The 18,317-nt window shown below is 75.5% G+C and carries 15 protein-coding genes; all 15 read right to left on the reverse strand.

The features are described from left to right. Positions 1-13: 13 nt before the first annotated feature. Entirely contained in the window at positions 14-856 is an 843-nt protein-coding gene (locus tag OZ948_16825; GenBank protein ID MEB2346392.1) for a pseudouridine synthase, read from the reverse strand. 56 nt (positions 857-912) lie between these two features. Then, positions 913-1,584, reverse strand: coding sequence for an SMC-Scp complex subunit ScpB (gene scpB / locus OZ948_16830; protein ID MEB2346393.1), 672 nt, complete (start codon positions 1,582-1,584; stop codon positions 913-915). A gap of 10 nt (positions 1,585-1,594) precedes the next feature. Then, positions 1,595-2,461, reverse strand: coding sequence for a segregation/condensation protein A (locus OZ948_16835; GenBank protein ID MEB2346394.1), 867 nt, complete (start codon positions 2,459-2,461; stop codon positions 1,595-1,597). Positions 2,462-2,532: 71 nt separating this feature from the next. Beyond that, complete coding sequence (locus tag OZ948_16840; GenBank protein MEB2346395.1) at positions 2,533-3,909, reverse strand: hypothetical protein; 1,377 nt, start codon at positions 3,907-3,909, stop codon at positions 2,533-2,535. Next, positions 3,906-4,874, reverse strand: coding sequence for a site-specific tyrosine recombinase XerD (xerD, locus tag OZ948_16845; protein MEB2346396.1), 969 nt, complete (start codon positions 4,872-4,874; stop codon positions 3,906-3,908). Before xerD ends, OZ948_16840 begins: the two co-directional genes overlap by 4 nt. After that, a complete protein-coding gene (glnD, locus tag OZ948_16850; protein MEB2346397.1) occupies positions 4,867-7,593 on the reverse strand; it encodes a [protein-PII] uridylyltransferase in 2,727 nt (908 codons plus the stop codon). The genes xerD and glnD overlap by 8 nt, the downstream gene beginning before the upstream one ends. Positions 7,594-7,612: 19 nt before the next feature. Next, positions 7,613-8,824 (reverse strand): N-acetylmuramoyl-L-alanine amidase, encoded by a 1,212-nt coding sequence (locus OZ948_16855; GenBank protein ID MEB2346398.1) that lies wholly within the window; start codon positions 8,822-8,824, stop codon positions 7,613-7,615. Beyond that, a complete protein-coding gene (gene mutS / locus OZ948_16860) occupies positions 8,821-11,520 on the reverse strand; it encodes a DNA mismatch repair protein MutS (GenBank protein MEB2346399.1) in 2,700 nt (899 codons plus the stop codon). The genes OZ948_16855 and mutS overlap by 4 nt, the downstream gene beginning before the upstream one ends. Next, a complete protein-coding gene (locus OZ948_16865) occupies positions 11,517-12,503 on the reverse strand; it encodes a tetratricopeptide repeat protein (GenBank protein MEB2346400.1) in 987 nt (328 codons plus the stop codon). Before OZ948_16865 ends, mutS begins: the two co-directional genes overlap by 4 nt. 66 nt (positions 12,504-12,569) lie before the next feature. After that, positions 12,570-12,944, reverse strand: a complete 375-nt coding sequence (locus OZ948_16870) for a LapA family protein (protein ID MEB2346401.1) — start codon at positions 12,942-12,944, stop codon at positions 12,570-12,572. A gap of 32 nt (positions 12,945-12,976) precedes the next feature. Continuing rightward, complete coding sequence (locus tag OZ948_16875) at positions 12,977-13,306, reverse strand: integration host factor subunit beta (protein ID MEB2346402.1); 330 nt, start codon at positions 13,304-13,306, stop codon at positions 12,977-12,979. A 36-nt stretch (positions 13,307-13,342) separates the two neighbouring features. Further along, on the reverse strand, positions 13,343-15,031 hold the full coding sequence (locus OZ948_16880) for a 30S ribosomal protein S1 (protein ID MEB2346403.1): 1,689 nt from the start codon (positions 15,029-15,031) through the stop codon (positions 13,343-13,345). Positions 15,032-15,120: 89 nt separating this feature from the next. Continuing rightward, positions 15,121-16,017: a prephenate dehydrogenase gene (locus OZ948_16885; GenBank protein MEB2346404.1), complete on the reverse strand. Its 897-nt coding sequence runs from the start codon at positions 16,015-16,017 to the stop codon at positions 15,121-15,123. Continuing rightward, on the reverse strand, positions 16,014-17,111 hold the full coding sequence (gene hisC, locus OZ948_16890) for a histidinol-phosphate transaminase (GenBank protein MEB2346405.1): 1,098 nt from the start codon (positions 17,109-17,111) through the stop codon (positions 16,014-16,016). Before hisC ends, OZ948_16885 begins: the two co-directional genes overlap by 4 nt. Continuing rightward, positions 17,108-18,268, reverse strand: coding sequence for a prephenate dehydratase (gene pheA / locus OZ948_16895; GenBank protein MEB2346406.1), 1,161 nt, complete (start codon positions 18,266-18,268; stop codon positions 17,108-17,110). Before pheA ends, hisC begins: the two co-directional genes overlap by 4 nt. Positions 18,269-18,317: the final 49 nt, after the last annotated feature.

The following is an 18,317-nucleotide window of genomic DNA, read 5'->3' on the forward strand; positions in this document are numbered from 1 at the left end:
AACCCTTGCGGAATCAAGGATTTTGATCGGGTCCGCGAGGTTGCGCGCGAGCTGCACGCCGGGCTTCGTGCGGCCGCTCCGGCCCTTGCGCCGCCGGCCTGCCGCCGGCCTGCTGCCCACGCTGCCGCGCGAGGGCGGCCGCGTGGCGCTCGAGGGCCCGCACCTCGCCCCCGGTGAGCGGCCGCGCGCCCCCCGCCGGCAGCCGCCCGAGCCGCTGCGGCCCCATCCGGGTGCGCACGAGCCGCACGACCGGGTGCCCGAGCGCCGCGAGTGCGCGGCGGATCTGGCGCTTGCGGCCCTCGCGCACGGCCAGCACGAAGCGCGTCGCGCCCGCGCGCGCGGCGAAGCGCGCGGGGCCGACCCGCGCGGGCGCTGTCGGCCCGTCGTCGAGCTCGACCCCCGCCGCCAGTCGGCGCAGGGAAGCGTCGCTCATGCGGCCGCGGGCGGTCACCTGGTACTCGCGCTCGCTGCCGAGCGAGGGATGGAGCAGCGCGTGGGCGACGGTGCCGTCGTTGGTGAGCAGGACGAGCCCCTCGGTGTCGAAGTCGAGGCGGCCGACCGGGAAGAGCCGCGGCAGCCCGGGAGGGAGCAGGTCCATCACCGTGCGCCGGCCCTCGCGGTCACGCACCGTGGTCAGGACGCCGCGCGGCTTGTGCACGATCCACCAGGCGTGGCGCGCGAGCGCGACGCGCCGGCCGTCGACCGTGACCGTCTGGCTGGCCGGGTCGGCACGGTCGCCGAGCCGGGCGACCGTGCCGTCGATCCGCACCCGGCCCGCGCGGATCCACGCCTCCGCTGCACGGCGCGAGGCGAGTCCGGCGCCGGCTAGGAGCTTCTGCACGCGCTCGGCGGACATGCCTAGAAGGCCGGCTCGCGAACCGGCCGGCGCCGCGGGCGGGCGACGTCCATCGGCTAGTGGGTGGTGACGGGCGGCTCGAGCTCGGGCTCTGCGTCCGGATCGAAGTCGCCCTCCTCCTCGTCGCCGTCACACGGGGAGGTCGCGGCCGCCGCGCCGGCCGGCAGCTCGCCAGCCTCGCTGGCCGCCGCCGCGCGGTCGCGCAGGAGCTCCTCGATCTCGCGCAGCGTCGGCAGGTCCGAGAGCGAGGCCAGCCCGAAGACCTCGAGGAAGCGCCGGGTGGTCGCGTAGAGCATCGGGCGTCCGGGCACCTCGCGGTGTCCCGCGATCCGCACGAGCCGCCGCTCGAGCAGGCTCGTCACCACGGCGCCGACGTCGACCCCGCGCACCAGCTCGAGCTCCGCCCGCGTGATCGGCTGCTTGTAGGCGACGATGGCGAGGGTCTCGAGCGCGGCGCGCGAGAGGCGCAGCGGCGGCTGCGGGCGCAGCCGTTGCAGCCACGGCGCGAGCTCGGGGAGCGTACGGAGCTGGAAGCCGCCGGCGACCTCCTCGATCCGGAAGCCGCGCCCCGCCTCGGCGTACTCGGCCTCGAGCGCGGCGAGCAGCCCGCGCACCTCCGTCGGTGTCGTCTCCTCGCCGAGCACCCCTGCGAGCTTCTGGGCCGAGACCGGCTCGGCCGCCGCCAGCAGCAGCGCTTCGAGCACCTGGCGCTTCTCGCGAGCCTCCATCGGGCCTCCTTCAGACCGCCTCGGCGAGGCGTTCGCGCAGATCCCCCTCGCCCGCCCGGCGCAGCCGGATCGGACCCTCGGGCGCGCCCGCGTCGTCGAGGCTCTGGAAGATCCGCAGCGCCGTGATCCGCGCGAGCTCGAGGATCGCCAGGAAGGTGGCGACCAGGACCGCACGCGAGGCGTAGCGGCCGTCGGGGCCGCGCAGGAGCGCCTCGAACTCGACCACCTCGGCGGCCTCGAGCGCGTCGATCACGGTCACCATGCGCTCGCGCACCGTGACGGCCTCGGTGACCACCTCGTGCGCATGCCCGGCCGCCTGGGTCTGGCGCATCGCGCGCCGGAAGGCCTCGAGCAGCGGCAGCAAGCCGACCTCGATCTCGCGCTCGGCCTCGGGCAGGGGCGGCGGCGCCTCGCCGGGCGGCGCCCAGATCTCGCGGCCGAGCAGCGGCCGCTGGCCGAGCTCGGCGGCCGCCTCCTGGAAGCGCTGGTACTCGAGCAGCCGCGCGACCAGCTCGGCCCGCGGGTCGAGGCCGTCCTCCTCGGCCTCGTCGTCGGCCGGGGGCAGCAGCATCCGCGACTTGATCCAGGCCAGGGTCGCGGCCATCACCAGGTACTCGGCGGCGACGTCGAGGTGGAGCTCGCGCATCAGCTCGAGGTACTCGAGATACTGGCGCGCGACCTGCGCGATCGGCAGGTCCGTGATCTCGAGCTCGTCCTCGCGGATCAGATGGAGAAGGAGGTCGAGCGGCCCGTCGAAGACCGGGAGGCGGATCGAGCAGGCCGCGCTGCCCTCGGCGAGCGGCTCGAAGAGCAGGCTCTCGGACGTCGCTCCGGCGAGCGTGCTCCGCTCGGTGGAAGGGCTGTCGGCGGCGGACATCGAGGCGGCTCCCGGAGGAGGAACGGGCCTGGCGTGCCGGCGGCGCGCCGTCTGGGGGGAGCTGGCGCGCATCATGGCAGATCGGGGTCGGGCGGGCAACCGGCGTCCGGCGCTGCGCCGGCGCCGCGCCGTGCGTGCCGCCGGGCCCGCCGCGCCTCGCGCGCGGCGACCTCGCGCGCGAGCGCGAGCGCCGCCTCGCGCTCGCGCACGGCGCCGTCGAGGAACGCCGCGCGGATCCGCGCGAGGGCCACCCCGACCACCGGGCCCGCGAGCCCGGCCGCCACCAGGTCCGCACCGGTCACCGGCGCGCGCCGCCCCCGATCCTCGCTCGCCCAGCGCGCGATGCGCCGGCGATCCGCGGGCGTGGCGAGGCTCCAGAGCGCCAGCAGGCTCTCGTCGTCGATCGGCGCAAGCGCGGCGTCGATCGCGCCGCGCCCGCGCGCACGCGCGAGCTCGCGCTGCCAGCGCACGCGTGCACGCGGCAGGGCCGTGATCCGCGCAGCCCCCTCGCCGCGCACGGCGAGCCGCCGCAGGGTGCGGCGGCGCAGCGTGGGATCGACCGCCGCGAGCCAGACCGCGAAGCCGGTGACCCAGGGGCGCGCGCGCTGGGGCGGCCAGGGCGGCCCGGCGAGCGCCCGGCCGACGCGCCGCAGCGCCGGTGCCGCCGCGGCCGGGAGGCCGAGACCCGGCTCGAGCGCACCGAGGACGTGCCACTCGTCGAGCAGGCGCAGCGCTGCTGCCGGATCGAGCCCGAGCGCCGCGTCGGAGAACACCTGCTCGAGCTCGCGCCGGAAGCGCTCGCCCGACACCGCCGCGAAGGCGCCGTCGCGCAGCGCATCGCGCAGCGCCGAGCGGGTGCCGCGCGCGAGCCGGAAGCCGAGCCGCGCCGCGAGCCGCGCGGCGCGCAGCGCGCGCGTCGGGTCGTCGTGGAAGCTGCGGGCGTGGAAGACGCGCAGCACCCGCGCCTCCAGGTCCTCGCGCGCACCACCGGGATCGAGCAGCGCCGGCCGCCCCCGCCGGGCGGCCCGGGTGAGCGCGAGCGCCAGCGCGTTCACCGTGAAGTCGCGCCGGCGCAGGTCGTCCTCGACCGGTCCGGGCTCGACGGCCGGCAGCGCACCCGGCCGCGCGTAGTGCTCGCGGCGCGCGACGGCGAGATCGATCGCGGCGTTGCCGTCCGCGACCCGCACGGTTCCGAAGCGGTCGTGGCCGGCCACCCGCGCGCCGGGGAGCGCGGCACGCGCCAGCGCCTCGGCCCCGCCCTCGCCGTGCGGCTCGAGGAGCAGGTCGAGGTCGCGCAGCGGGCGGCGCAGGAGGAGATCGCGCACCGGCCCGCCGACCAGCCAGAGCGCGATGCCGCGCCGCTCCGCCTCCGCCCTCACCGCCGCCAGCAGGCCGCCCGCCGCCGGCGGCAGCGCGCGCGCGAGGGCCTCGGGATCCAGCGCGCTCACCGGCGGCCAGGCTCCGCCGGGGCGCGCCGGGCGCCGCGCGGGTGATGCCGCTCCACGGTCTCGCGCAGCCGCCTCCGACTCACGTGCGTGTAGATCTGGGTGGTCGCGAGATCGGCGTGCCCGAGCATCGCCTGGACCGCGCGCAGGTCGGCGCCGCCCTCGAGCAGGTCGGTGGCGAAGGAGTGGCGCAGGACGTGGGGCGAGACGCGCTCGGCGGGCAGGTTCGCGCGCCGCGCGAGCCCGCGCAGGCGCACGAAGAAATTCTGGCGGGTCATGGCCGTGCCCCGGCTCGACAGGAACACCGCGTCGGCGGCGCGCCGCCCGCGGTGGGCCAGACGCGGGCGTCCCTCGGCGAGCCAGGCGTCGAGGGCCGCGAGCGCCGGCTCGCCGAGCGGGACGATCCGCTCGCGCCCGCCCTTGCCCCGCACGCGCACGAAGCCGGCGCGGCGGTCTAGACCCGCGAGCGGCAGCTCGACCAGCTCCGAGACACGCAGGCCCGCGCCGTAGAGGACCTCGAGCATCGCACGGTCACGCAGGGCGAGGGCGCCCTCCCCCGCGGCGGCCGCCAGCAGCGCCTCCGTTTCGGGCTCGCGCAGCACGCGCGGGAGCCGGCGCGCCTGGCGCGGCGCGAGGAGCCCCTCGGCGGGATCGCGCGCGAGCACGCCCCGCGCGAGCAGGTGGCGGGCGAAGCGCCGCGCGGCGACCAGCGCGCGGGCGCGGCTCGCCGGCGCCAGGCCCGCGGCGTCGAGCGCCTCGGCGAAGCGGCGCAGGTGCTCGGGGCGGATCGCTGCCGGCTCGGCCACGCCGGCGCGCTCGAGATGTGTGGCCAGCCGCGCGAGGTCGCGCGCGTAGGCGGCGAGCGTGTTGCGCGCGAGCCCGCGCTCGGCGGCCAGGTGCGTGAGGAAGCCGTCCACCGCCCGGGCCAGCTCGAGGCCGGCGGGGCCGCCCGCGCGCGCGCTAGCCATGCGCGGCCTCGTCGAGCTGCACGGCGTCGAGCAGCGCGCGGCGCAGCGCCTCGACCCGCCCCGGGTCCACGAGCTTGCGGCCCGCCGCATCCTTCACGTAGAAGGTGTCGGCGACCTGGTCGAGCACGGTGGTCGCCTTCGAGACGTAGATCTCGAGTCCGTGTCCGGCCAGCGTGCGGGTCAGGTCGTAGAGGAGCCCGAGCCGGTCGTTCGCCGCGACGTCGACGATCGTGTAGAAGTCGGATTCGTCGTTCGAGACTTCGACGCTCGGCGGCAGCCGCGAAGGGCTCGCGGGCAGTCCGACCGGGCGCCGCCGCCGCTGCACGAGATCCTCGACCTGCAGCTCGCCCGCCAGCACCCGCTCGAGGCTCTGCTCGAAGCCGCTCCAGGTCCGCGCGCGCTCCGCCGCATCGCCGGCCGGCGTCGCCACCCGGTAGACCTCGAGCGCGAGCCCCGTGCGCGTCGTGTAGACGTTCGAGGACAGGATGTTGATCCCACGCGCGGTGAGCGTCCCGGCGATCCGCCAGTAGAGCCCGTGGACGTCGCGCGTGCACACGATCAGCTCCGAGAAGCCTCCGCGCATCTCGCGCACCGCCGTCACCACCTGCTTGGCGTCGGAGAACGAGAGCCGCAGCTTGGCGTGGCGTGCGATCTGCCGCGGCGTGTGCGACACGAAGTAGCGGCGCGGCATCTCCTCGAAGAAGCCGTCGATCTTCGCCTCGGCGACGCCGAGCGCCTGGAGCTCTTCGCGCGCCGCCTGGCGGCGCTTCTCGACCCGCGCCTCGATCGTCGCGAGAGCGGCCGCCTCGTCGGGCCGGCCCGTCTCGAGGACCTCGGCGGTGCGCTCGTAGAGCTCGCGCAGGAGCGCGCCGCGCCACTCGGTCCAGCCCGACTTCGAGGAGGCACGCATGTCGGCAAAGGTGAGCAGGTAGAGGTTCTTCAGGTTGGTGCGGTCGCCCACCAGCTTGGCGAACTCGAGGATCATGCGCGGGTCCGCGAGATCCCGCCGCTGGCCGACGTGTGACATCGAGAGGTGGTGGGCGACCAGGAACACGACCCGCTCGATCCGCTCGGGCGCGAGGCCGAGCCGCTCGAGGCAGGCCCGCGCGCGTGGGACGCCCCGGGCCGAGTGCTCCCCGCCGAAGCCCTTGCCGATGTCGTGGAGCAGCGAGCCCAGGAACAACGCGGGCCGGTCCTCGCAGGAGCGCATCAGCTCCGTGAGCTCGGGCAGTGCGCGCTCGTACTTGCCCCGCCACAGACGGCGCAGCTCCTCGACCAGGAAGATCGAGTGTACGTCGACCGTGTAGGTGTGGTAGACGACGTGCTGCCAGCGGCAGACGATGTGCTCCCACTCGGGCAGGAAGCGCGCGAGCAGGCCGAGCTCGTTCATCACCATCAGCGAGCGCATCACGCGCCGTTCGCTCTCGAGGATGCGCAGGAAGCACGCGCTGGCCTCCGGGTCGCGGCGCAGGCGCTCGTCGACGAGGTGCAGGTTCTCGCGCACCAGCCGCTGGGCGGTGCGCGAGAGCGGCACGTCGTGGTCCTGTGCCACGGCGAAGGCAGTGAGCAGGCGCAGGGGCCGCTCGCGCAGGTGCGCGGCGTGGGGGATCTCGAGATGACCGCCCACCAGCCGGAAGCCGTCCTCGACGCTCACGGGTGCAGCGGCCGGCAGCGGGGCCCGCCGCACGCGGGCGCGGCACTGCTCGATCGCGATCTCCGACCAGGTCCGGATCGCACGCGCGCCGCGGTAGTAGTCGCTCATGAAGAGCTCGACGGGCAACGGCTCCTCGGGCCCACGGTCGGGGTAGCCGAAGGCCGCCGCGATCTGCTCCTGCGCGTCGAAGCTCATCTGGTCCTGGCGGCGCCGGGCCGAGAGGTGCAGCTCGTTGCGCACGCGCCACAGGAAGTCGAGGCCGTCGCGATAGGCCTCCATCTCGGACTCGCTGAGCAGCCCGTAGTGGAGCAGGTCCTCGAGCCCGCGCGCGGTCGGCAGCACGGCGCGCATCGCCCAGATGGCCGCGTGGTAGTCGCGCAGCCCGCCGGCACCCTCCTTGACGTTGGGCTGGAGCAGGTAGAGCGACTCGCCGTAGGCGGCGTGGCGCTCGTGCATCGCAGCGACCTGCCGGGCCAGGAAGTGCTCGACGTCGAGGAGCAGCTCGCGCCGGATCGCCTCCAGGAACTCGTGGTAGAAGACCGGGTCGCCCGACAGGAAGCGCGTGTCGAGGACACCGGTGAAGACGGTGGCATCGCGGCGCGCGAGCTCGATCGTGTCGGCGATCGTGCGCGTCGCGCAGCCCACCGTGAGCCCGGCGTCCCACAGCCAGAGCTGGATCCGCTCGGCGATGCGCGCCACGTAGGGTGTCACCGCCCCCGCGTGCAGGAGCAGGAGGTCCACGTCCGAGTGGATCGCCATCTCGCGCCGCGCGTAGCCTCCGACCGCGAGCACCGCGATGCGCTCTTCGGTCTCGGGCTGCGCGGCGAAGTGTTCCGCCTCCGCGATCTGGAACAGGCGCCGCACGAGCCGGTCCATCAGGTCGGAGTGCAGCGCGTTGACGCGCGAGCCCGAGCGGGAGCTGCGATGGACCTCCGCCAGGTGCGCGCGGGCGGCCGCCACGTAGCCCCGGACGGCGCGCAGCACGTCGCCGGCGCTCTCGCCGCCCGGCGCGCCCCGCTCGCCGAGCTCGGCGAGCCAGGGACGGACCGGCTCGGGAACGCTCACGGGCGAGCCTCCGGCGCGCTCACGGCTGGTGCTCCGCCACGAGCGGTCCGCTCTGCTCGCGGAAGCGCTCGATCCCGCGCGCGATCCGGCGCGCCATCGCGTCGAGGTAGTCCGGGTCGCGGAGCCGGCGGGCGTCGCCCTTGTGGGTCACGAAGCCGGTCTCGACCAGGATCGCCGGCATGTCGGAGAGGTAGAGCACGTAGAAGGGCCCGCGCAGCCGGCCGCGCCCGGCCGCCACCGAAGGCCAGCGCCGGCCCATGCCGCGCACGATCTCCTCGTGCACCAGGTCCGCGAGCAGGTCGGCGCGGTCCGAGGCCTCCGAGACGCGCAGCCGGGTGAGCAGGCCCTGGAGCGCGTCGACCTCGCCGGGCGCCACCCCGTTCTCGCGGGCCGCGAGCCGCCGGGTCTGGCGGAGCGCGTTCTCGTCGAGCGTGTAGACCTCGATGCCCGCGGCCGCGCGGTTACGGGCGGAGTTCGCGTGCAGCGAGACGAACACATCCGCCTCCGCCCCTTCCGCAAGCGCCGTGCGCTCGAGCAGCGAGAGCGTGCGGTCGCCGTCGCGCGTGAGGACGACGTCGAATCCGCGCGCCAGGAGCTCCCGGCGCAGCGCGCGCGCCAGACGCAGCGTCACGTCCTTCTCGCGCAGCCGCCCGTGGCCGATCGCGCCCGGGTCGCTGCCGCCGTGCCCGGCATCCACGACGACGCGCTCGACCGGGCGCAGCTCCATCGAGGGACGCGCCGTCGAGCTGGCGGCGGGCGCACCCTGGCGCGCGCCGAAGACGTCGATCACGACCCGCTCGGGACCGGTGAGCCGGAGCAGCCGGTGCCGCTCCCAGTGGTCGAGGTCGAGCACCACGCGGGTGGTCCCGACGGTGAACTGGCCGAGCCGGATCCGGCGCAGCAGGCCGTCGTCGACCCGGATCGGCTCCTCGCGCGTGCGGCCGACGTGGATCCCGGGCAGGTCGAGGTAGAGGCGGGCCGGGGCACCGGTGGCCGGATCGGCAGGCGCCTGGCGCAGCGCCATCCCCGGCGCACCCGCGGAGGCCGCACCGCTGCTCGCGGGCTGCGAGAGCTCGACCACGACGCGCGTGTAGCCCGCGTACGACCAGTGGCGGACGTCGAGCACGCGACCCGGCGCCGCATCGGCGGCGGGAGCGAGCAGCAGCACCGCGGCGAGCGCGAGCGCGGGCCTCCGGACCCGCGAGGGGGCCGACGTGCGGGCCCGCGTCATCCGCGCCCTCCCCCGCCGAGCCGCTCGCGCCAGCGCTGGAGCAGGAGCAGCGCGTCGAGCGGCGCGGTACGGTCGAGGACGAGCCCGCGCAGCTCCTCGAGGACGCTGCGCTCGCCCGGGCGCAGCGGCGGCTCGGAGGGCTCGAAGAGCGGAAGCTGCGGGGCGGCGGGCGCGGGGCGGGCACGCGGCGTGGCGGGTGCGGCGACGGGGTCCGCGGCGTGCGCCTCGAGCGTGGCCAGCACCTCGCGGGCACGCGCGATCACGGTGTCGGGCAGGCCCGCGAGCCGCGCCACCTGGATCCCGTAGGAGCGGCTCGCGCCCCCCGGCACCAGCCGCCGCAGGAACACCACGTCGTGTCCCCACTCGCGGACCTCGAAGTGCGCGTTGCGGAGCTGGGGCCGGCTGGCGGCCAGCTCGACGAGCTCGTGGTAGTGCGTCGCGAAGAGCGTCCGGCAGCGCAGCCCCGGCGCGTCGTGCAGGTGCTCCGCGACCGCCCACGCGATCGAGAGGCCGTCGAAGGTGCTGGTGCCGCGTCCGATCTCGTCCAGGATGACGAGGCTCCGTCGCGTGGCCTGGGCGAGGATCTCCGCGGTCTCGCGCATCTCGACCAGGAAGGTGGACTCGCCCCGCGCGAGCCGGTCCGACGCTCCGACCCGGGTGAAGATGCGGTCCACCACCCCGATCCGTGCCGACTCCGCGGGCACGAAGCTCCCGACCTGGGCCAGGAGCGCGATCAGCGCCACCTGCCGCAGGTAGGTGCTCTTGCCCGACATGTTGGGGCCGGTGAGGAGCAGGATGCGCGCGTCCGCGGGGTCGAGGCAGGTGTCGTTCGGGACGAAGGCCTCCCCCGTCCGCGACGCCCGCATGGCCTCCACCACCGGGTGCCGGCCCGCGTGGATCTCGAGCCGTTCCCCGCCGTCCACCACGGGGCGCACCCAGCCGTCGCGGCGCGCCACCTCGGCAAGGCTCTGGAGGGCGTCGAGCGCGGCCACCGCCTCGGCGGCCGCGCGGATCGCGGCGCCGTGCTCGAGCAGCTCCGCGCGCACCTCCTCGAACAGCTCGCGCTCGAGCGCGGCGGCGCGCTCGTGCGCGCCGAGCACGCGCGCCTCCATCTCGCGCAGCTCCGGCGTGGTGAAGCGCTCGGCGCCGGCCAGGGTCTGCTTGCGCTCGTAGTCGCCGGGCACGCGGCCCAGGTTCGACTTCGTCACCTCGAGCCCGTAGCCGTGGACCGGGTGGAAGCGGACCTTCAGGCTCGCCACGCCGGTCCGCTCGCGCTCGCGCGCCTCGAGCCCGGCGATCCACTCGCGGCCCTTGCGGGCCGCGTCGCGCAGGGCATCGAGTTCGGGCCGGTAGCCGTCGCGCACGAAGCCGGTCTCCCCGGCGCCGCGCGAGCCACGCAGGAGGACGGGCGGCTCGTCGACGAGCGCGTCCTCGAGCAGGCGCCAGGCCGCCTCGACCGGCCGCGGCCGGGGCAGCGCGGGCGGGGGCGCGCCCTCGGCGCCCGGAAGCCAGTCGTCGCCGCCCGGGGCGAAGGCCTCCGCCAGGGCCGGCAGCGCGGCCAGCGACGCGCGCAGCGCGGCGAGATCGCGGGGCGTCGCGCTCGGGCGCGCGGCCTTCGCGAGCCCGCGCTCGAGGTCGCGCACCGGGCGCAGCCGCTCGCGGATCGCGGCGCGCCGGCGGTCGCGCTCGGCGAGCCACGCGACGGCGTCCTGGCGGGCGCCGATCGCGGCCGGATCGAGCAGCGGGTAGCCGAGCCAGCGGGCGAGGCGCCGCGCGCCCATCGGGGTCAGCGTCGCATCGAGGCGCTCGACCAGGGTGCCGCGCCGGCTGCCGTCCTCGGCGCTCGTGAAGAGCTCGAGGTGGGTGCGGGTCGCGGCGTCGAGCACCATCGCGTCACCGAGCGCGTAGCGGCGCAGGACGGCGGCGTGGCGCAGCGCGAAGGGCTGGAGCGCGCCGAGGTAGGCCAGCACCGCGGCGGCGGCGCGCGTGGCCGCGTCGGCGGCCTGGGGGTCGAAGCCGTCGGGGTGCGCGGGCGCCTCGCGCGGGGCGAAGCTTGCGGGGTCGACCGGGGTCAGGACCACACCGGGGAGCGCCGCGCCGAGCGAGGCGGCGAGCGTCGCTTCGATCGGCGCCGCCAGCAGCAGCTCGCGTGGCGCGATCCGGCGCAGCTCCTCGACGAGCGGTCCGGGAGCCAGGCCGGTGGTGTCTGCCGCCGTGGCGGTGGCCCGGAACTCGCCGGTCGACGCCTCGAGCGCGGCGAGGCCGGCCTCCTCGCCCGGTGCGCCGAGGGCGAGCGCGGCCAGCGCCACCTCGCGCGCGGCGTCGAGGCCCTCCGGGTCCCCGAGCAGGCCGGGCGTCACCACCTCGACCACCTCGCGCCGCACGAGCCGCCGGCCGCCGGTCGCCCGCGGATCCTCGACCTGCTCGCAGATCGCGACCCGCAGCCCGAGCTCGGCGAGCCGCTTCAGATAGGGGTCGACGCCGTGGACCGGCACGCCGCACATCGGCACCGCATCGGGCTTGCCCTTGTCGCGGGTCGTGAGCGTGATGTCGAGCAGCGGCGCCGCACGCTCGGCGTCGGCGAGGAAGAGCTCGTAGAAGTCGCCCATCCGGTAGAAGAGCAGCGCGTCCGGATGGCGTGCCTTGAGCGCGAGGTACTGGCGCATCATCGGCGTGTCGAGTGCACTGCGCGTCATGCGAAGGCGTCCACTTCGAAGCCGTCGCGGAGGATGCCGGCGTCGGCGCGGCGCTCGAGGACGCCGAGCAGCTCCTCGTGCGCCTTGGCGGCTGCGTCGGTGCGGCCTTCGGCGAGCAGCAGGCGACCCAGCGCCAGGTGCGGCGCGAGCGCGTCGGGGTCGCGCTCGAGCGCGGCGCGCAGGGCTGCTTCGGCCTCGTCGGCGGCGCCGCGCGCCGCGAGCACCTGCGCCAGGGCGAGGCGCGCCTCGAGGTCATCGGGCTGCTCGTCGGTGAGTCCGCGCAGCCAGGCCTCGTGGTCACCGCTGCGACCGAGCGCGGCGGCGGTCGCCGCCAGGCGCGGGTACGCGCGCGGCCCCGCGCGGCGATCGAGCGACACCGCGCGGCGCCAGGCGGCGAGCGCCTTGCGCGGCCGGCCCAGCTCGGATTCGACCTCGCCGAGCGCCAGCCACGCCCTCGTGCAGTCCGCGTCCCGGCGCAGCGCGCGGCGCAGCGCCTTGCGCGCCGCGTCGCCGCGGCCCTGCGCGCGCTCGAGCTCGGCGAGCTCCGCCCAGAGCGGCGCCTCGGCGGTGCCCGGCTCGCGGCCCTCGACCCGCGCCAGCCGGCGCGCCAGCGGGATCGCGCGGCGCGGCTCGTGCGCACCGGCCAGCAGGCGCACCAGGGCGCGCAGCGCGCGGGGATGATCCGGGCGCTCGCGCAGCACCTCCTCGTAGCCGCTGATCGCGCGGCGCAGGAAGCCGCCGGCGCGGAAGTCGTCGGCGAGCCCGACCAGCGCCGCGAAGCGGGCGGCTTCGCCGACGTCCCGGCGCAGCAGCAGGTTCTGGTGCACGTGGATCGCGCGCCCGACCTCGCCGCGCTCCCGGAACAGCCGCGCGAGCGCCAGGTAGACGTCGAGCTCGCCGGAGTCCTGCTGCACGACGCCGGTCAGCAGGCCCTCGGCGCGCTCGAGGTCGCGGTCGAGCACCGCGACGAGGGCCCGGCGCACGGCCGCCCCGGCGTCCTGCGGGGCCTCCTCCCGCCAGCGCCCTCGCCACCAGCCCGGCACGACGCCTCAGCGGCCCCGGGGCGCGGGGTCGAGGGTGCCGGGCGCCGGCGCGCCGGCCGAGCCGCGCAGCGCGGCATCCGAGGGGGCGGCGAGGGGAAGATTGCGGAGCTGGTGCAGCTCCGCCTCGAGCCCCTGTGCGACCTTGCGCCAGCGGCGGGCGGTCAGCCCGAGGCGCGCCATCTGGTAGAGGCCGGCCAGCCCGGCCAGGGCGAAGCCCACGGCGAAGGCCGCCAGCAGGGCCAGCCAGATCGGTAGACCCTCGGCCGCACCGAACAGGTAGTCGACGCTCACGGGCGCGAGGTTCGCGCCGGCGAAACGCCAGCCGAGGACCAGCGCGGCGACGAAGGCCACGAGCGCGAGCAGGCGGCGGAACGTCCGCATCGAGAAGCTCCCGGGGGGCGCTGGCGGGGGAATCAGGCCCGGAGCCGCTCTCCGGAGTCACCGGTGGCGCCGCCGCCGGCGGGCGCGCGGTCCACCATCTCCTTCAGCTCCTTGCCCACCTTGAAGAACGGCGTGCGCTTGGCCGGGATGTTCACCATCTCCCCCGTCTTCGGGTTCCGGCCGTCGCGCGCCTCGCGGACCTTCACCTGGAAGCTCCCGAAGCCGCGGATCTCGATGCGCTCGCCGCGGCGCAAGGCATCGGTCATCGCATCGAAGATCGTGTTCACCACGACCTCGGTGTCCTTCTTCGAGATGTGCGGCGTGCGCTCCGCGACCTGTTCGATGAGACCGCTCTTCGTCATCGCCTCCCCCCGAGCCGTCGGCCCGGCAGCCGCCTCCTACTCCTCGCTCTTGCGCCCGAGCTTCTCGGCCAGCAGGTCGCCCAGCGTCGAGCGCTGGCTCTTCGACTGCTGCGCCGCCTGCTCGGCCAGCGCCTGCCGGGTGTGCTGGTCGTGGATCGCCTTGATCGACAAGGAGATCTTCTGCTCGTTCGGGTCGACGCGGGTGACGATCGCCTTGACGCGGTCGCCCTCCTTCACGACGTCCGAGGGCTTCGCCACCGGCTCCGCCGCCAGCTCGCCGGTGTAGATCAGGCCCTCGATGCCCTCCGACAGGCGCACGAAGGCGCCGAAGTCGGCCACGCTCGCCACCTCGCCCTCGACCTCGGAGCCGAGGGGGTAGCGCCGCTGGATGTCGTCCCAGGGGTTCGCCTGGAGCTGCTTGATGCCGAGCGAGAACTTCTCGTTCTCCTTGTCGATCTTGAGAACGACCGCCTCGACCTCGTCGCCCTTCTTGAACTTCTCGCTCGGGTGCTTGATCTGCTCCGTCCACGAGACGTCCGAGACGTGCACGAGGCCGTCGATGCCCTCCTCGAGCCCGACGAAGACCCCGAAGTTGGTGATGTTTCGGACCGTCCCGCGCACGTGGGTGCCGACCGGGTACTTCTCCTCGATCAAGCTCCACGGGTTCGGCTCGATCTGCTTCATGCCGAGCGAGATCTTCCGGTTGCCCTCGTCGATGTCGAGCACGACGGCGTCCACGGCGTCGCCCACCGAGACCACCTTCGACGGGTGCTTGACCCGCTTCGTCCACGACATCTCCGACACGTGCACGAGGCCCTCGATGCCCGGCTCGAGCTCGAGGAACGCGCCGTAGTCGGTGAGCGACACGACCTTGCCCTGGATGCGCTTGCCGATCGGGTACTTGTGCGCGGCGTCCACCCACGGGTCGGGCTGGATCTGCTTCAGGCCGAGCGACACGCGCTCGGTCTCCGGGTCGAACTTGAGAACCTTGACCTTCAGCTGGTCGCCGACCTGGAAGATCTCGCTCGGGTGGTTGACCCGGCCCCACGACATGTCGGTCACGTGGAGCAGGCCGTCGATCCCGCCGAGGTCGATGAACGCGCCGTAGTCCGTGATGTTCTTGATCACGCCGTCGACGATCTGGCCGACCTCGAGGGTCTGCAGCGTCTCCCGGCGCTGGCGCTCGCGCTCCTTCTCGAGCAGCGCCCGGCGCGAGAGCACGATGTTGCCGCGCCGCTTGTTGAACTTGATGATCTTGAACTGGGTGCGCTCGCCCATCAGCGCCTCGAGGTTCCGCACCGGGCGCAGGTCCACCTGCGAGCCGGGCAGGAACGCCTTCACGCCGATGTCGACCGAGAGGCCGCCCTTCACGCGCGCCACGATCACGCCGTCCACGGCCTCGTCGGCCTCGTAGGCGCGGCTGATCTCGTCCCAGATCTTGAGACGGTCCGCCTTCTCCTTGGAGAGCGCGATACGCCCGTCGGCGTCCTCGGTCTCCTCGATCAACACGTCCACCCGGTCGCCCGGCTTCACGAGCACGCGGCCGTCGTCGGCCATCAGCTCCCAGAGCGGGATCAGGCCCTCGGACTTGAAGCCGACGTCGACGTGCACGTGCTCGTTGTCGATGCCGAGCACGGTGCCCTGGACGACCTCGCCCTCCTTGATGGTGCGGGCCGCCTTCTCGAACAGCTCCGCAAAGCTCTCGGTCGAATGCGAATCAGTCATGCGGTTGGTGTGAACTCCCTTCGGGGCCACGCCCCTGCGTGGCCTGGATTTCCGGGTTTGCGCCCCCGGTTCGGGCGAGATGCCTGCCTCTATTCCTCGCGGCCGTCGTCGGCGAGCCGCGCGCGAGCCTCCGTGATCCATCGCTCGAGTGCGTCGGAGTCGCCCGCTTCGAGCCTTCGGGCGACCTCGGCGAGCTCGCGGGCCACCCGGGCCAGCGGGCCGCCCACCGCCTTCGCGTTGGCAACCAGGATGTCGGCCCACAACTCCGCGTCGCTCCGCGCGATGCGGGTGAAGTCTCGGAACCCGGGCCCGGCCACGGCACGCGCACCCGCCGGGGCTTCCCCGAGCGCCCGGGCGTACGCGAAGGCGAGAACATGGGGAAGGTGGCTCATCCATGCCACCTCGCGGTCGTGCCCGGCCGGGTCCCGGCGGACCACCCGGGCGCCGACCGCCCGCCACAGGGCCTCGATCCGCTCGACCGCCTCCGGGGCATCGCCCGGGACGGGGGTCACGACGCAGACGGCGCCCTCGAAGAGATCGGGCCGGGCGTGGTCGGGCCCCTTCTCGTGGCTCCCGGCCATGGGGTGCGAGCCGACGAAGCGGGCGGCGGGGGGAAGCAGCCCCGGGAGGGTGTCCGCGAGCAGCGCCTTCACGCTGCCGACGTCGGTGACGAGCACCCCCGGCGCGAGGGCCGGCGCCACCTGCGCGAGCAGGGGCGCCATCGCGCCCACCGGCGTCGCGAGCACGACCAGGTCGGCGCCTGCCACGGCCGCGACCGGGTCGGCGGTGGTGCGGTCGACGAGGCCCCGCTCGCGGGCGCGGCGGAGCGGCTCCGCGCGCCGCCCGCAGCCCACCACCTCCGCCGCCAGCGCCCGCTCGCGCGCTGCCCAGGCCAGCGAGCCGCCGAGCAGCCCGAGGCCCAGGACGGCGATCCGCTCGAAGCGCAGCGGTGCGGGCGTCGCGTCTCCGGGCCGGCCGGCGCTCATGCGCGCTCCTCCGCGATCCGGCGCAGCGCCTTCACGAGCCGCTCGTTCTCCTCGGGCAGCCCGATCGTGATGCGCACGTGGTCGGGCATCCCGAAGCCCGCGAGCGGCCGCACGATCACGCCCTCGCGCAGGAGGCGCTCGTAGGCGCCGGGGCCCGGCCGGGCCAGCAGGAAGTTGGCCTCGCTCGGCCAGACCTCGATGCCGAGCGCGCCGAGCTCCCGGCTCAGGAAGTCGAGGCCCTCGGCGTTGAGCTGCAGCGTACGCTCGAGGTGCTCGCGGTCGTCGAGTGCCGCCACCGCCGCGGCCTCGGCGAGCAGGTTCACGTTGAAGGGGTGGCGCGCGCGCTCGAGGTACCCGGCCAGCTCGGGATCGGCCACGCCGAAGCCGACGCGCAGCCCGGCGAGCCCGACGCTCTTCGAGAAGGTGCGCACGACCAGGGTGCCGGGCCGCCGCCGCACCCAGGCGAGCGCGTCCGGGAAGTCGGGGCGGCGCGCGAAGTCGACGTAGGCCTCGTCGACGAGGAGCAGCACGTCGGCGGGCAGCGCGGCCGCGAAGCGGTCGAAGCCGGCGGCGCCGACACTCGTTCCGGTCGGGTTGTTCGGGTTGCACACCACGACGACGCGCGTGCGCGCGCCCACCGCGCTTGCGAGCGCAGCGAGGTCGTGGACGAGGTCCGCGTCGAGCGGCACCGCCACCGGCGTCGCGCCCATGCCCTTCGTCACGATCGGGTACATCGCGAAGGAGGGCCACGCGAACACGCACTCGTCGCCCGGCCCGAGGAAGGCCTTCGCGACGAGCTCGAGGATCTCGTCGGCGCCACAGCCGAAGACGAGTTGCCCGGGCGCGACGTCGAGGCGTCGCGAGAGCTTCTCGCGCAGCCGGAAGCTCGCGCCGTCCGGGTAGCGGTGCAGCCCGCCGAGCGCCTCGCGGACCGCCGCGACGGCCTTCGGCGAGGGACCGAGCGGGTTCTCGTTGGAGGCGAGCTTCACGACGTCGCTCACGCCGAGCTCGCGCTCGAGCTCCTCGATGGGCTTGCCCGGGACGTAGGGCGCGAGGTCCCGGATCCACGGCTTCACGCGTTCCGCGAGACTCACGGCGCGGCTCCCTCGCCGATGCCGGCGCGCGGGAAGGAGCCGAGCACGCGGTGCGAGTGCGCGTGGGCGGCTGCCTCCGCGAGCGCCGCCTCGACGGCCGCGTCCTCGCGGTGGCCTTCGAGGTCGAGGAAGAACAGGTACTCGAAGGGCTTGCCGGGCATCGGCCGCGACTGGATCGCGGTCAGGTTCACGCCGTGGCGGGCGAAGGGCTCGAGCAGCCGGTGCAGGGCGCCGGGCTGCGCCTTGCGCACGGTGAAGAGCACCGAGGTGAGGTCGGCGCCGCTGCGCGCGGGCGGCTTGCGCCCGAGCAGCAGGAAGCGCGTCGTGTTGTCGCGCCGGTCCTCGATCGCGCGCGCCGCGGGGAGCAGGCCGTAGGTCTCGCCGGCAACCGCGCTCGCCACCGCCGCGACGTCGCCGTCGCCGGCCGCGAGCCGCGCGGCCGCCGCGGTGCTCGAGGTCTCGACGCGTTCGGCCTCCGGGAGCTGGCGGTCGAGCCAGCTCCGGCACTGCGCGAGGCCCTGCGGATGCGACGCCACGCGCCGGACCTCCTCGAGCCGGCCGCTGCGCGAGAGGAGCTGATACGACACGCGCAGCAGCGCCTCGCCGCACAGCGCCACCTCCGCCGTCGCCAGCGTGTCGTAGGTCTCGGTGACGACGCCCTGGGTGGTGTTCTCGATCGGCGCGATCCCGTGGTCGGCGGCGCCCCGCTCGACGGCCGCGAAGATCTCGGCGATCGGGCTCACCGCGACCAGCTCGACCGACGCGCCGAAGGTCCGGCGCGCGGCCTCGTGGGCAAAGGTGCCGGCGGGGCCGAGGTAGGCGATCCGCAGCGGGCGTTCGAGCGCGCGCGTGGCCGAGATGATCTCGCGGAACACGGGCTCGATCGCGGCGTCCGGGAACGGGCCCGGGTTCGCGGCGCGCAGGGCCGCCACGAGATCGCGCTCGCGCGCCGCGGACAGGACCTCGGTCCCCAGGCGCGCCTTCACCCGCCCCACCTGCTCGCCGAGCGCGGCACGCTCGTTGAGCCGGGTCAGGATCTCGCGGTCCACCCGGTCGATCTCGGCACGCAGGTGCCCGAGCTCGCCGGTGGCGGCGGCGGCGTCACCGGCCGGGCCGGCGCTCGGCGGCGGAGCCTGGGCTTCGGGGCTGCGAGTCATCCGGTGATCCCGGTGCTCCGGCGGGCCCGGGGGCGGCAGCCGGCCCCGA

The sequence above is a fragment of the Deltaproteobacteria bacterium genome, from assembly GCA_035063765.1.
Classification (GTDB): domain Bacteria; phylum Myxococcota_A; class UBA9160; order UBA9160; family PR03; genus CAADGG01.